Below are 13,881 nucleotides of genomic sequence, written 5' to 3'. Positions count from 1 at the left end.
CACCCGCCCACGGCGAACACCCCCCCCCCCCGGAGGCGCCCCCCGCCCCAGCCCCCCCGCCCACGCGGGGCACAGGGCCCCCCCCCCCCCGCCGGCCGCCCCCCCCCCCGGCCGCCCCCCCCCCCCCCGGCGGGGGTGGGTCAGAAGTGCGCCCCCAGCCAGCCGGTCAGCTCGGCGCGGGCGCCGCTCAGCAGGTTCGCGGACGGCGCGGTGGCCCCGTTGGTGACCAGGGCGTAGTGCAGGGTGCCGGAGTCGGAGTCGGTGAGCAGCAGCCGTCGGCTTCCTGTGCCGCCGGTTTCGGCGGCGACGGCGACCGGCGTCGAGGGGGTGTACGCCGGTGGGCCGTGGACCGTGCCGAGGTCGGAGACGACGGTGGTGGTGGCGGTCGGGAAGGAGGCGGGCAGATGCAGTTCGGTGGGGGCCGAGCCGCTGCCGGAGCGCCACACCAGCAGGCTGTACTGGCCGGAGCCGACCAGCTGGGCGACGTTCGGCAGGGTGCTGGGCACCGGGTTCCAGGTCAGGGTGGTGGAGCCGTCGCGGGAGCGGTCCTCGTAGGTGAAGGCCAGGGTGGTGCCGGCGGTGGCGCTGGGGTAGACGCGGTCGACGAGCCGGGCGTCCTGCCGGAGCGTCGGGGTGCCGGAGTCGTCGAGCTTCACGGCGGAGAGGTCCTCGTCGTTCCAGGCGTCGCCGGAGGTGAGGACCTTGTCCGCGTTGCCGTTCATCAGCTCGTGGTGGCGGCCGTTGTAGATGTCCCACTGCCACTGCGAACCGGAGAGCACCGGGCCCGAGTCGGCCGGCTTCGTCCACCAACTGGCGCCTGGGACACCGGAGTCCAGCGCCTGGTACATCGCCTTGAGGACGGTCGGCGCCTTGCCGGAGACGGTGCCGGAGAGCGGGTGCCCGAACTCGCTGACGATCGACGCGGTCCCGGCGGCCGCCGCCCGGTCCCGGATGGCGGCGAAGTCCGACGCGTACTGGCCGTCGGAGGCGTTGCCCCACATCAGGATGCCGGAGATGGCCTTCTGGTCGTAGAAGTGGGTGTTGAAGACGTACCGGGAGCCGAGGGTGCCCGCGTCCAGCAGGCCGCCCTCCTGCTTCTGGGCGGAGATGTTGGCGTTCCAGAAGAGGTTGGGCTCGACGAGGGCGGGCTTGGCCTGCCAGCCGGCCGCGTCCATCCGGGCGCGGAACTTCTCGTAGAACGGCCACAGCAGGTCCCGCTCCCAGGTGCGGGAGGTCTGCCCGGAGTCGTAGGTGCCGGCGTGCGGTTCGTTGTACGGGTCGAAGCCGATGACGCCCGCGAACTGTTCGGCGCTCAGGTTCTGCCGGATGTACGTCATGGTCTGCTGGGCGGTGGCCAGGAAGTTGTCCTGGACGCCGTACGCGTTGTGCCAGAAGTCGTGCTGGGCGGCGGTGACCGCGCCGTTCTGGGTGATGTTCTGGCCCCAGAACAGGCAGATGCCGCACGACTCCTGCGGATAGTTCCCGAGTTGGACCGCCCAGGCCGGGGCGCCGTCACCGGTGTACCAGCTGCCCGAGTTGAACAGGGAGCGGGCGTAGAGGTCCTGGTGGAAGTCCGGGTAGACGCGGATGCCGACGTCGAGGAAGGCCTTCAACTGGGCGGTGACAGCGGCCAGATAGGCGGTGTCGACCTGGCCGCGCACGGGCTCGGCGTGGGCCCAGGACAGCAGGAAGCGGACGGAGTTGCCGCCGCCGAGGGCGCGCAGGGCCGTCGCCGACTTCCTGGCGTCGGCGACCGAGGCGAACGGCAGGCCGGAGTTCTCCTCCAACTTGGTCTCGCCGGAGACGTTGTAGCCGCGCAGCACGACCTCGCGGCCGTCGCCGTCGACGAAGCGGCCGTTCGACACGGTGAGTGCCGTGCCGTCGAAGGGGAGGGAGCCGGGGAGGGCGGGGGCCGCGGTGGCGGGCGTGGTACCCGCCACCGTCACACAGCCGCAGAGGACGACCAGCGCGGCGAGCAGACGCGCACGAATATTCGACATGGACCTACGGTCCGGCCCTTTTCCGACCTCGTCAACACCTTCTGACTCACAGGTAAGTTCACTGCCCGTCAGGACGTTCCGCCCCAACCGGCCATTCCTCGCACCGCGTTCACCAGGCACGCCGTGCGAGGCGGCGGATCACGGTCGACGACCCGGCGGCCGAGGCGCCGCTCCGCGGACGGTCCTGGTTGATCTACAGGTAAAACTGTTCAGTCTTGACTGGACAGTTTCGGCTGTGGGGTTCTAGCGTGTGCGTCATGGACCCGACCCCCACCGAGCCCCCCGAGGGCATCTCCGACTCCGCAGCCCGCGCCGCGCAGGATCTGCGGGTGGTGTTCAGCAGGCTGCGGCGGCGCCTGCGCGAGGTCGCCGAGGACGACGCGCTCACCCCGCCGCAGGTCTCCGCGCTCACCCTGGTCGGCAAGCACGGCGCCGCCACCGCGAGCGCGCTGGCCACGGCCGAGGGGGTGCGCCCGCAGTCGATGGCGACCACCCTCACCGCCCTGGACCGGCACGGGCTGATCCGGCGCAACCCCGACCCGGACGACGGCCGCCGCCAGCTGGTGACGCTGACCGACGCCGGACGGCTGCGGATCGAGGGCGACCAGCAGGCCCGCGAGGAGTGGCTGACCCGCGCCTTCCAGGACCGTTACACCGAGGAGGAGCGGGGCGCCGTGCTCGACGGCCTGGCCCTGCTGGAACGGCTCACCCGGCCGTGATACCCGGACTGCCCCGCCTCCGGAGAGGCGCCCCCTCCCCCACCGCGTTCGACCGCCGTCTGATCGCCCCGATGCTCATCGGGTCCGTGCTCAACCCGGTCAACTCCTCGATGATCGCCGTGGCCCTGGTCCCCATCGGCCTCGCCTTCGGCGCGCCGCCCGCCGAGACGGCGTGGCTGGTCACCGCGTTGTACCTGGCCACCGCCGTGGGGCAGCCGATCATCGGACGCCTCGTCGACATGTGGGGCCCCCGGACGCTGTACCTGCTCGGCACCGGTCTGGTCGGCGTCGCCGGGCTGCTCGGCGCGCTCGCCCCGTCGCTCGGCGCGCTGATCGGCGCGCGGGTGCTGCTCGGGTTCGGCACCTCGGCCGCGTATCCGGCGGCCATGCAGCTGATCCGGCGGGAGAACGAACGCACCGGCGAGGACAGTCCGGCCGGGGTGCTGACGGCGCTCGCGGTCGCCAACCAGACGGTCGCCGTGATCGGCCCCGCCCTCGGCGGCTTCCTGATCGGCGTCGGCGGCTGGCGTGCCGTGTTCACCGTCAACGTCCCTCTGTCGCTGGCCTGTCTGGTGCTCGGCGCCCTGTGGCTGCCCCGCGACCGGCCCGGGTCCACGGGCTCGGGGCGCGGGGTCGACCTGCCCGGCATGGCCCTGTTCACGGTGATGCTGGTCGCGCTGATGCTGTTCCTGATGGCACCCCGGGCAGGCACCTGGTACCTGCCGGTGCTCGGCGCCCTGGCCGGGGCCGGGTTCGCGGTGCGGGAGCTGCGGGTGCCGGACCCGTTCATCGATCTGCGGGTGCTCGGCGGGCAGGTGCCGTTGCTGCTCACGTATCTGCGCACCTGGCTCGCCTTCACCACCGCGTACTCCTTCCTGTACGGCTTCACCCAGTGGCTGGAGCAGGGGCGCGGGCTCGATGCCGGGACGGCGGGGCTCGTGCTGCTGCCGCTGTCGGCGTCCGCGCTCGCCGTCTCCGCCCTGACCGGGCGCCATGAGGCGATCCGCGCCAAGCTGCTGATCGGCTCGGTCGTCCAGGTCGCGGTCTGCGCAGGGCTGTTCCTGGCCGACGCCGACACGCCCCTGTGGCTGCTCCTGGTGGCGAGCGCGGTGATGGGCGTGCCGCAGGGCATCCTGCCGCTGGCCACCCAGAACGCGCTGTACCGGCAGGCGGAGCCGGAGCGCATCGCCTCGGCCGCCGGGCTACTGCGCACCTTCGGCTACCTCGGCGCACTGACCTCGTCGGCCGCCTGTGCGGCGTTCTTCCCGCACCGCGCCGACACGGCGGGCCTGCACGATCTGGCCCTGTTCATGCTCGTCGGCTCGGCCCTGCTGCTGGCGACCACCCTTCCCGACCGCTCTCTGACCACTCTCACCCCCCGAAAGGCCACACCATGACTGTCACCGCCCTCGACCCGCGCACCGCTCTCGTCGTGATCGACCTCCAGAACGGCATCGCCGGTCTGCCCACGCAGCCGCACTCCGGACCCGAGGTCGTCGCCCGTTCGGTGGAACTGGCCGACGCCTTCCGGGCGCACGGGCTGCCCGTGGTGCTGGTCCGGGTGACGTTCGCCGACGACTTCGCCGACGCCCCCGCCGGGCGCACCGAGGCGAGCGCCCCCGCCATGCCCCGTCCCGAGGGCTGGGACGCGGTCGTCGACGAGCTGGCCGGGCACCCCGGCGACATCACCGTCACCAAGCGCAACTGGGGCGCCTTCCACGGCACCGACCTGGAGGTGCAGCTGCGCCGGCGCGGTGTCACCCAGATCGTGCTGACCGGCATCGCCACCAGCATCGGCGTCGAGTCCACCGCCCGCGCCGCCTACGAGCACGGCTACCACGTCACCCTCGCCACCGACGCGATGGGCGACATGAGCGCCGAGGCGCACCGGGGCAGCGTCGAGCGGATCTTCCCCCGGCTGGGCGAGAGCGGCACGACGGCGGAGATCCTCGCCCTCCTCGCGAAGACGCACGGCTGAACCCTCCCGACGACCATTACTGACATTCCTGGGTGAGTGGGGTGAAACACCCGCCCGGGATAGCATCTGGCCACGCGCCCACCCACGGCGAGCCACCCGAGGGGACCTGGAGCCCGATGCCGGTCAACGTCAGTGTCATCGTCCCCGTCTACAACCCCGGGACCTACATCGAGGAGTGCGTCGCCTCGCTCCTTCGGCAGTCCCTGCCCGCCGACGCCTACGAAGTGATCTTCGTCGACGACGGTTCCACCGATGACACCCCGGCTCTCCTCGACGCGCTCGCCGCCGAGGAGAGCCGGGTGCGCGTGATCCACCAGGAGAACTCCGGCTGGTCGGGCAAGCCCCGCAACGTCGGCATCGCCGCCGCGCGCGGCGCGTACGTGATGTTCGTCGACAACGACGACCACCTCGGCGACGAGGCCCTGGAGCGGATGTACGGCTACGGCGTGGCCAACGGCGCCGATGTCGTCGTCGGCAAGATGGCGGGCCGGGGCCGCTCGGTCCCGGTCGAGCTGTTCCGCGCGAACCGGCCCCGCGCCTCGGTCGCCGACGCCCCGCTCATCGACAGCCTCACCCCGCACAAGATGTTCCGGCGGGCCTTCCTCGACGAGATCGGCCTGCGCTTCCCGGAGGGGCGGCGGCGTCTTGAGGACCATGTCTTCGTCGCCGAGGCGTTCCTGCGCGCGGCCAATGTCTCGGTGATCGGCGACTACGTCTGCTACTACCACATCCGGCGCGCCGACGACGCGAACGCCGGTATCCAACGCTTCGAGCCGGTCGGCTACTTCAACAATCTCCGCGAGGCCCTCGACGTCGTCGCGCGGTACACCGAGCCGGGGCCCGTGCGGGACGGTCTCTACCGGCGCTGGCTGCGGGTGGAGATGGTGGAGCGGCTGCGCGGCCGGCGCTTCCTGGAGCTGCCGGAGGACTACCGGCGCACGCTGTTCGAGGAGATCCGCCAGGTCGTCGTGGAGCGGTTCGGGCCGGGGGTGGCGGCCGGGCTGCCGACGGTCCATCAGGTGATCGCCGCGTTCGTCGTCGCCGGCCGGCTCGACGACGTGACCGGGTTCGCGGAGTGGGAGGCCGGGCTCGGGCTGCGGGCCACGCCCGGCCGGATCGACTGGCGGGAGGGCGTGTTGAACGTCGACTTCGCCGCCGAGTTCACAGCTGCCGACGTGCCCCTCGTGCTGCCCGGGGGCGGCGGGCCGGTGAGCGTGGACGGGCCCCCTGCCGGGGTCGCCGACGCGGTGGCCCTGGTCGGCGCCGACGCCGTGGAGCGGTTCACCGCCGGCACCGTCGACCTGCTGGTGAGGGAACGTTCCACCGGCGCCCCGTACTTCCAGCCGGTCGAGGTGACCCGGGAGATCGTGCCGGTCGAGGAGAGCGGGGACGTGCGCCTGGTGCTGCGGGCGACGGCGGCTGTCGACCCGGCCGCGGCGGTGGGCGGGGCGCCGCTGGGTGCCGGGCTGTGGGACCTGTACGCGCGGGTGAGGCTGGGCGGCTGGACCAAGGAGTGCCGGATCGGGCCCGGCCCGCACCAGGCGCGCGCCGCCACGTCCGCCGCCGTGATCGCGGGCCGGGTGGTGCTGCCGTACTGGACCGACCGGCACGGCAATCTCTCGCTCGACGTCGACAAGGCGAGCAAGCGGCTCGGGCTCACCGCGCTCACGCCGCAGGACGTCACCGTGGCGGCGGGTCTGCTGCGGGCGCCGCTGCCGTTGCACGTGCCGGGTGCCCTCGACGTCTCGGTGCGTCTCACCTCGGGCGGGCGGAGCCTCGACACGCCGGGCGTCCTCTCCCCCACGGCCGACGGCGCGCTCCTGGAGGCCGCGCTGCCCGCCGCCCAACTCGCCGGTGCCGTCTGGCGGACCGCGCTCTGCCCGGCCCCCGGCGCCGACGTGCCGCGCTTCCTGCCGCTGCCACTCGCCCTGCGGGGGCGTGCGGGCACGGTCGAGGTGGTGCGGGACAGCCGCTCCGGCGGTGTCGGGCCGGTCGCGCGGCGGGTCCGGCGCAGGCTCGCCACGCTGCTGGGGCGCACCCCGCGACGGGGGAGGTGACCGGATGCGAGCCCTTGAGGTGCCGGGCAGTTGGCTCCTGGAGCCGACGGTGTTCCCGGACGCGCGGGGAACGTTCCACGAGTGGTACCGGGGCGCCGCGTTCCGCGAGGCCACCGGCTACGACCTGACGCTCGCGCAGGCCAACTGCTCGGTCTCCCGGCGCGGCGTGCTGCGCGGGGTGCACTTCTGCGATGTGCCGCCCGGACAGGCCAAGTGGGTCTCGTGCATGCGCGGCGCGATCCTCGACGTCGTGGTCGACCTGCGGGTCGGCTCCCCCACCTACCGCGGCTGGCAGGCGGTCCGCCTCGACGACGGCAACAAGCGCGCCCTGTTCCTCGCGGAGGGCATCGGCCACGCCTTCCTCGCGCTCAGCGACGACGCGACGGTGGTGTACCTGACGTCGACCGGGTACGCGCCCGACCGTGAGCACGGGGTGCACGCCCTCGACCCGGACCTCGGCATCGCGTGGCCGGACGACATCGAGCCGCTGCTGTCCCCGAAGGACGCCGAGGCGCCGACCCTCGCGGAGGCGGAACGGGCCGGGCTGCTGCCCTCCTACGAGGAGTGCGCCGCCCACTATCTGCGGTTGCGCACCGGGGAGTTCAGCGACCCGGCGTGAGCGGGGCGAGCGCGGCCCGCAGAGGTTCCCAGCCGCGTGAGCGCCGCAGGCCCCGGTTGCGGGCGCGGACCAGCGGGCGCCAGAAATCGGCCTCCAGCAGCGCCTCCGGGGCCACCGCCCCGACCCGCTCCAGCACCGACGCGGGCACCCGCTGCGGGTCGGGCACCTGGAACTCGGCGAGGATCTCGTCGTAGCGGTCGCTCAGGACGGTGTTGCGGGGATCGGCGCCGAAGACGACGAGCTGGCCGGTGGGCCGGGTGTCGACGAGGACGGTCACCAGGTCGGGGCGGTAGCGGGTGAGGATCTCGGCCAGTTTGTAGACGTCGCCGGTCCAGGCGGTGGTGTGGCGGTCGCGGGCGGCCTCGTCCACGGTGCGCGGCAGCATGTCGTCGAGGACGATGACGCCGGTCCAGTCCGTGTGTTTCTCCACGTTGATGAAGTCCCGCAGGGCGTACTCGAACAGGTGCATGCCGTCGATGAACGCCAGGTCGAGGCGGGTGCGCCGCCAGTAGCCGAACGGCCGTCGGCCCCGGCGCAGGTTGCGCACCGGATGGCGGCCGCCGCGCAGGTGCCCGAGGGGGTTGGGGCGGGCGAAGAAGTCGTCGCTGGTCGCCTTCACCAGGTGGACGTCGCAGCGCAGTTCGCAGACGACCTTGAAGGCGGGGTCGATCGCGATGCTCGGGACGCGCGAGAGGGTGAGGCTGCGGCCGTCGTTCACCCCGATCTCCAGGTAATTGCGGTTGGCGCACGCGCGGTGCAGTCCGCGCAGGAACTCATGGCGTTTCACGGCGGGTCTCCTCGCGGATCAGGGGAAGTGCGGCGCGCAGCGCGGCGCGCCAGTCACGCGGGTCCGGCAGACCGGCCTCCCGCCAGCGGCCGTGTGCGAGGACGCTGTACGCGGGGCGCGGTGCCGGGCGCCGGAACGCCGCGCTGGATACGGGACGCACCCGCTCCGGGTCGGCGCCGAGGCCCGCGAAGATCTCGCGGGCCAGCTCGTACCAGGTGGCCTCGCCGCCGGAGGTGGCGTGGAAGACGCCGTGCAGCTGCGGGCCGAGGCGGGGGCCGAGGGCGGCGATGCGGTCGGCGACGTCCGCGCTCCAGGTGGGCTGCCCGTGCTGGTCGTCGACGACGTCGACGGTGTCCCGGGTCGCTTCGAGGCCGATCATCGTGCGGACGAAGCTGCGGCCGTGGACGCCGTAGAGCCAGGCGGTGCGGACGATCGCGCTGGTGCCCGGCAGCTCGGCCAGGACCGCGTGTTCCCCGGCGCGTTTGGTGCGGCCGTAGGCGGTGCGCGGTCCGGTGGGGTGGTCCTCCGGGTAGGGGGTGTGGGCGTCGCCGGGGAAGACGTAGTCGGTGGAGACGTGGACCAGGCGGGCGCCCCGCGCGGCGCAGGCGCGGGCGAGGATGCCGGGGCCCTCGCCGTTGACGCGCAGCGCGGCGGCCTCGTCGGTCTCGGCGTCGTCGACGGCCGTGTAGGCGGCGCAGTTGACGACCAGGTCGGGGCGGTGGTCGGCCAGTGCCTGGGCGACGGCGTCGGCGTGGGTGAGGTCGAGGGCGGTGCGGTCGAGGCCGGTGACGTCCTCGCCGCGCCGGGCGAGGGCGGCGACCGTGTCCCGGCCGAGCATTCCGGCGGCGCCGGTGACCAGCCACTTCACGCGGAGCGCCGTTTCAGGGGCTCCCACCAGGCGCGATGCTCGCGGTACCAGGCGACGGTGGCGGCGAGGCCGGTGCTGAAGTCGTGCCGGGGCCGGTAGCCGAGGGTGTCGCGGGCCTTGGTCCAGTCGACGGAGTAGCGCAGGTCGTGCCCCTTGCGGTCCTCGACGTGCTCGACCCGGTCCCAGCCGGCCCCGCAGGCGTCGAGGAGCAGGCCGGTCAGCTCGCGGTTGGTCAGCTCGGTGCCGCCGCCGATGTTGTAGACCTCCCCGGCCCGGCCCCGGGTCCTGACCAGGTCGACGCCCTGGCAGTGGTCGTCGACGTGCAGCCAGTCGCGGACGTTGCGGCCCGCGCCGTAGAGGGGAACGTTCCCACCGTCGAGGAGGTTGGTGACGAAGAGCGGGATCACCTTCTCCGGGAACTGGTAGGGGCCGTAGTTGTTGGAGCAGCGGGTGACGCGGACGTCCAGGCCGTGGGTGCGGTGGTAGGCCAGGGCGAGCAGGTCGGAGGAGGCCTTGGACGCGGAGTAGGGCGAGTTGGGGCTCAGCGGCGCTTCCTCGGTGCTCGATCCCGTCGGGACCGACCCGTACACCTCGTCGGTGGAGATGTGCACGAAGGGTCCGACGCGGTGGCGCAGCGCCGCGTCCAGCAGGGTCTGGGTGCCGACGACGTTGGTGAGGACGAAGTCGCCCGCGCCCGTGATCGAGCGGTCCACGTGGGACTCGGCGGCGAAGTGGACGACCTGGTCGGCCTCGGAGACCAGCTTGTCGACGAGTTCGGCGTCCCGGATGTCGCCCTGCACGAATTCCAGCCGGGGGTGGTCGAGGTCGAGGTTGTCCAGGTTTCCGGCGTAGGTCAGCTTGTCGAGCACCGTGATGTGCGGCCCGTCGGCGGCCAGCAGGGTGCGGACGTAGTGCGAGCCGATGAAGCCGGCGGCGCCGGTGACGAGGAGGTTCATGGGTGGATCTGCACCTTGCTGTGGTCGCCGAGGACGAGACGGTGGGCGTTGGGCACGCCGGGCGCGGGGGTCACCTCGACATGCCGTCCGATCAGGGAGTTCTCTATCCGTCCGACGCCGAGGATGGAGGAGTCGCGCAGCACGATGGAGAACTCCAGTTCGCTGTCGACGATCCGGCAGTTCTCGGCCACCGAGGTGAAGGGGCCGACGTAGGAGTCCTCGACGACGGTGCCGGCGCCGATCACGACGGGGCCGACGACGCGTGAGTTGACGACCCGGGCGCCCTCCTCGACCACGACCCGGCCGATGGTCTGGGAGGCCTCGTCCACCTCGCCGTCCAGGCGCGGTTCGAGGCTCTCCAGCACCGTGCGGTTGACCTCCAGCATGTCGACGACGTTGCCGGTGTCCTTCCAGTAGCCCTCGATGACCGTGCAGCGCACGTCGGCGCGGACGTCGATGAGGTACTGGAGGGCGTGGGTGATCTCCAGCTCGCCGCGCCAGGAGGGGCGGATGGCGCGCACCGCCTCGTGGATGAGCGGGGTGAAGAGGTAGACGCCGACGAGGGCGAGGTCGCTCTTGGGGTGCTCCGGCTTCTCCTCCAGGCCCACCACCTGCCCGGACGCGTCCAGCTCGGCCACGCCGAAGGCGCGCGGATCGGCCACCTGGGTGAGCAGGATCTGGGCGTCGGGGCGGTGTGCACGGAACTCGTCGACGAGGGCGGAGATGCCGCCGACGATGAAGTTGTCGCCGAGGTACATCACGAAGTCGTCGTCGCCCAGCCACTCGCGGGCGATCAGCACCGCGTGGGCGAGCCCGAGCGGACGTTCCTGGGGGAGGTAGGTGACGGCGAGGCCGAACTTCGAGCCGTCGCCGACGGCCTCCTCGATCTCGGCGGCGGTGTCCCCGACCACCACGCCGACCTCGGTGATGCCGGCCGCCGCGATGGACTCCAGGCCGTAGAAGAGGACGGCCTTGTTGGCCACCGGGACGAGCTGCTTGGCCGACGTGTGGGTGATCGGCCTGAGCCGGGTACCGGCGCCTCCGGACAGCACGAGAGCCTTCATCGCTTCACCTTAGCCGCGAATGGCCGGAAATGACCGGTTGACGATCGCTTCTGATCGCTTCGCCCCGCGCGCGTGAAGCGGCTGCTCGAAACAGGTTCGAACAGGTCTTGACGCATGCGTTCCGCACGGCGATGTCATGACAGACGTGACTGTCCGCGACCACCGGCTGCCTGGAAATGTTCGGGGCGAGCCACGGAGGGGGACGGATGGACAAGCGGTACGAGGTGTACGCGCTGGCCGACGGGCAGTTTTACGACACGCCCGATCGGCTGGCGGCGGAGGGCACCAGACAGGCCGCGCCCCTGTTCGCGGCGGCCGAGCGGCCGGTTCCGGCGGGCTGGCACACGGCACGCGGCGGCGACTGGCTGACGTTCACGCCCGTCGACGGCGAGGGCGCGCCGGTGGACTCGCCCGCCCAGGGCTGGAAGATCCACTCGACGGCCACCCGGGAGAACGCCGGGCGGATCGCCGAGATCGTGTGGGACTACTGTGTGCCGCGCCGCATCCCGTTCAAGTTCGTGCCGAGCCCGCATCTGCTGCATCTGCGCAACGCCAAGTACGCGGGCCGCGACACCAGCGGCAAGTTCGTCACCGTCTACCCGGCCGACGAGGGCCAACTGCACGAGATACTCCGCGAGTTGGGTGACCAGCTCAAGGGCTGCGAGGGCCCCTACATCCTCACCGACCTGCGCTGGGAGCAGGGCCCGCTGTACGTCCGTTACGGCGCTTTCGCCCGCCGGTACGTCGTCGACGAGCGCGGCACGCTGGTGCCGGCCGTGGCGGACGGCGCGGGCACCCTGGTGCCGGACCGAAGAGCACCGTCGTTCCAGGTGCCCGAGTGGGTGACGCTGCCGGAGTTCCTGCGCCCGCAGCTGGAGGCGCGCGCCGCGACGACCGTCGGGGACCTCCCGTACCGGATCGAGAAGGCGCTGCACTTCTCCAACGGGGGCGGGGTGTACGCGGGCACCGACACCCGCGACGGGCGCCGGGTGGTCCTCAAGGAGGCCCGGCCGTACGCGGGGCTCGCCTCCGACGGCGCGGACGCGGTGGCCCGCCTGGAACGGGAACGGGACGCCCTGAAGCGGGCCGCCGGGACCGGCGTGGTGCCCGAGGTCCTCGACTGGTTCACCCTGGGCGAGCACCGGTTCCTGGTCATGGAGTTCGTCGAGGGCAAGCCGCTCAACTCCTTCTTCGCGCACCGCCATCCGCTGCTCGGCCCCGACCCCGACCCGGCCGAGGTGCGTGACTACACCGCGTGGGCGCTGCGCGTCCACCGGGCGGTGGAGCGGGCCGTGGAGCAGATCCACGAGCGCGGGATCGTCTTCAACGACCTGCACGTCTTCAACATCATGGTCGCGCCCGACGACGAGTCGGTGACCCTCATCGACTTCGAGGCGGCCGCGCCGGTCGAGGAGAACGGCCGTCAGACGGTCGCCCACCCCGGCTTCTTCGCGCCGCCGGACCGCCGGGGCACCGACGTCGACCGGTACGCGCTCGCCTGTCTGCGGCTCGCCCTGTTCCTGCCGGTGACCACCCTGTTCGTGGTGGACCGGGGCAAGGCGGCACATCTGGCGGACGTGATCGCCGAGGAGTTCCCTGACGTGCCGCGCGCCTTCCTCGACGAGGCGGTCGCCGAGATCACCCGGGGCGCGCGCGGCGGCCTCGGCCCGGCCGGTCCGGTCCGGCCGGGTGACTGGCCCGACAGCCGCGACTCGATGGTCAAGGCGATCCTCGCCTCCGCGACCCCGCACCGCGACGACCGGCTCTTCCCCGGCGACATCGCCCAGTTCGGCGACGGCGGCGGCCTCGGCCTCGCACACGGCGCGGCCGGTGTGCTGTACGCGCTGGAGCAGGGCGCGGGGCAGCGGTACGAGGAGGGCGAACGCTGGCTCCTGGACCGCACCGCCACGCCCCCGCCGGGCACCCCGCTCGGCCTGTACGACGGGCTCGCGGGCGTCGCCCACGTCCTGGCCGGGCTCGGCCACCGCGACCGCGCCCTCGACCTGATCACCGGCATCCTGCGGGAGAACTGGCAGAACCTCTCCTCCGACCTGAACGGCGGACTCGCCGGGCTCGGCCTGGTCCTCGGGGACCTCGCCCGCACCACCGGCGAACGGGACCTCGCCGCCCGGGCCGCCGAGGCCGCCGACATCCTCGTCCAGCGGCTCGCCGAACCGGTGCCCGACCAGCCCCGGCAACGGGCCGGGCTGCTGCGGGGCGCGAGCGGACCCGCGCTGTTCCTGGTGCGCTGGTTCGAACAGACCGGCGACCGGCGGTACCTGGAGGCGGCCGCCGAGGCGCTGCGCCGGGACCTCGACCGGTGCGTGGAGCGCGACGGCGGCCTGGAGGTCGACGAGGGCTGGCGCACCCTGCCCTACCTGGGCGACGGCAGCGCCGGGATCGGCCTGGTCCTCGACGACTGGCTGGCCCACGGCACCGACGGCACCGGCCGGTTCGAGGCCGCCCGCACCGCGATCCTCACCGCCTCGCACTCCCGTTTCTACGCGCAGCCCGGCCTGTTCCAGGGCCGCGCCGGGATGATCCTGCACCTGGGCCGCACCACCGCCCCGGCCGCGGACCCCGCGCGCACCGCCCGGCAGATCGACGGGCTCGGCTGGCTCGCGATGGACTACCAGGGCCAACTGGCCTTCCCCGGCCACCAGATGATGCGTCTGTCCATGGACCTGGCCACCGGAACCGCCGGCTGTCTGCTCGCCCTCGCCTCGGTCCTCGAACCCGAGAGCGGCGCCCGGCTGCCGTTCCTCCCGCCGCCCTCGGCGGCCACCACACGCGGTCGCGTCACCTGACGCGGTCGTGACATCACCCCGTCCCC

At 72.9% G+C, this 13,881-nt stretch carries 11 protein-coding genes; 6 read left to right on the top strand and 5 right to left on the bottom strand.

Annotated features, from left to right (window positions below; all coding sequences use genetic code 11):
* Nucleotides 1-140: 140 nt before the first annotated feature.
* The gene (locus ACIQOU_RS11830; RefSeq protein ID WP_401536245.1) at nucleotides 141-2,000 is read right to left on the bottom strand and encodes a cellulase family glycosylhydrolase; all 1,860 of its coding nucleotides are present in this window, start codon (nucleotides 1,998-2,000) and stop codon (nucleotides 141-143) included.
* Nucleotides 2,001-2,257: 257 nt separating this feature from the next.
* On the opposite strand from ACIQOU_RS11830, the gene ACIQOU_RS11825 reads away from it, so the two are divergent.
* From ACIQOU_RS11825 to rfbC, 5 genes are all read left to right on the top strand, one after another.
* Nucleotides 2,258-2,719, top strand: a complete 462-nt coding sequence (locus ACIQOU_RS11825) for a MarR family winged helix-turn-helix transcriptional regulator (RefSeq protein WP_401536244.1) — start codon at nucleotides 2,258-2,260, stop codon at nucleotides 2,717-2,719.
* Nucleotides 2,720-2,790: 71 nt separating this feature from the next.
* Nucleotides 2,791-4,116: an MFS transporter gene (locus ACIQOU_RS11820; protein ID WP_401536243.1), complete on the top strand. Its 1,326-nt coding sequence runs from the start codon at nucleotides 2,791-2,793 to the stop codon at nucleotides 4,114-4,116.
* Entirely contained in the window at nucleotides 4,113-4,697 is a 585-nt protein-coding gene (locus ACIQOU_RS11815; protein ID WP_401536240.1) for a hydrolase, read from the top strand. Before ACIQOU_RS11820 ends, ACIQOU_RS11815 begins: the two co-directional genes overlap by 4 nt.
* A gap of 116 nt (nucleotides 4,698-4,813) precedes the next feature.
* Nucleotides 4,814-6,754 carry a glycosyltransferase family 2 protein gene (locus tag ACIQOU_RS11810; RefSeq protein ID WP_401536239.1) on the top strand — a complete coding sequence of 647 codons (1,941 nt, stop codon included), beginning with the start codon at nucleotides 4,814-4,816 and terminating at the stop codon, nucleotides 6,752-6,754.
* Between the two features lie 4 nt (nucleotides 6,755-6,758).
* Nucleotides 6,759-7,373: a dTDP-4-dehydrorhamnose 3,5-epimerase gene (gene rfbC / locus ACIQOU_RS11805; protein WP_401536238.1), complete on the top strand. Its 615-nt coding sequence runs from the start codon at nucleotides 6,759-6,761 to the stop codon at nucleotides 7,371-7,373.
* On the opposite strand, the gene ACIQOU_RS11800 is transcribed toward rfbC, so the two are convergent.
* Genes ACIQOU_RS11800 through ACIQOU_RS11785 form a run of 4 tightly spaced genes read right to left on the bottom strand, consistent with a single transcriptional unit; the run spans nucleotide 7,357 to nucleotide 11,048 of the window.
* Nucleotides 7,357-8,160, bottom strand: a complete 804-nt coding sequence (locus tag ACIQOU_RS11800) for a class I SAM-dependent methyltransferase (protein WP_401536236.1) — start codon at nucleotides 8,158-8,160, stop codon at nucleotides 7,357-7,359. The two genes, rfbC and ACIQOU_RS11800, sit on opposite strands and share 17 nt — an antisense overlap.
* On the bottom strand, nucleotides 8,147-9,028 hold the full coding sequence (gene rfbD, locus ACIQOU_RS11795) for a dTDP-4-dehydrorhamnose reductase (protein ID WP_401536721.1): 882 nt from the start codon (nucleotides 9,026-9,028) through the stop codon (nucleotides 8,147-8,149). Before rfbD ends, ACIQOU_RS11800 begins: the two co-directional genes overlap by 14 nt.
* The gene (gene rfbB, locus ACIQOU_RS11790; protein ID WP_401536235.1) at nucleotides 9,025-9,984 is read right to left on the bottom strand and encodes a dTDP-glucose 4,6-dehydratase; all 960 of its coding nucleotides are present in this window, start codon (nucleotides 9,982-9,984) and stop codon (nucleotides 9,025-9,027) included. Before rfbB ends, rfbD begins: the two co-directional genes overlap by 4 nt.
* The gene (locus ACIQOU_RS11785; protein ID WP_401536234.1) at nucleotides 9,981-11,048 is read right to left on the bottom strand and encodes a glucose-1-phosphate thymidylyltransferase; all 1,068 of its coding nucleotides are present in this window, start codon (nucleotides 11,046-11,048) and stop codon (nucleotides 9,981-9,983) included. The genes rfbB and ACIQOU_RS11785 overlap by 4 nt, the downstream gene beginning before the upstream one ends.
* A 206-nt stretch (nucleotides 11,049-11,254) precedes the next feature.
* On the opposite strand from ACIQOU_RS11785, the gene lanKC reads away from it, so the two are divergent.
* Nucleotides 11,255-13,855 carry a class III lanthionine synthetase LanKC gene (gene lanKC / locus ACIQOU_RS11780; RefSeq protein ID WP_401536233.1) on the top strand — a complete coding sequence of 867 codons (2,601 nt, stop codon included), beginning with the start codon at nucleotides 11,255-11,257 and terminating at the stop codon, nucleotides 13,853-13,855.
* Nucleotides 13,856-13,881 lie beyond the last annotated feature (26 nt).

Source organism: Streptomyces sp. NPDC091279 (genome assembly GCF_044757465.1).
Taxonomy (GTDB): domain Bacteria; phylum Actinomycetota; class Actinomycetes; order Streptomycetales; family Streptomycetaceae; genus Streptomyces.
Note: the sequence above shows the minus strand (reverse complement) of the source record. Positions and strands in the feature narration are given on the sequence as shown.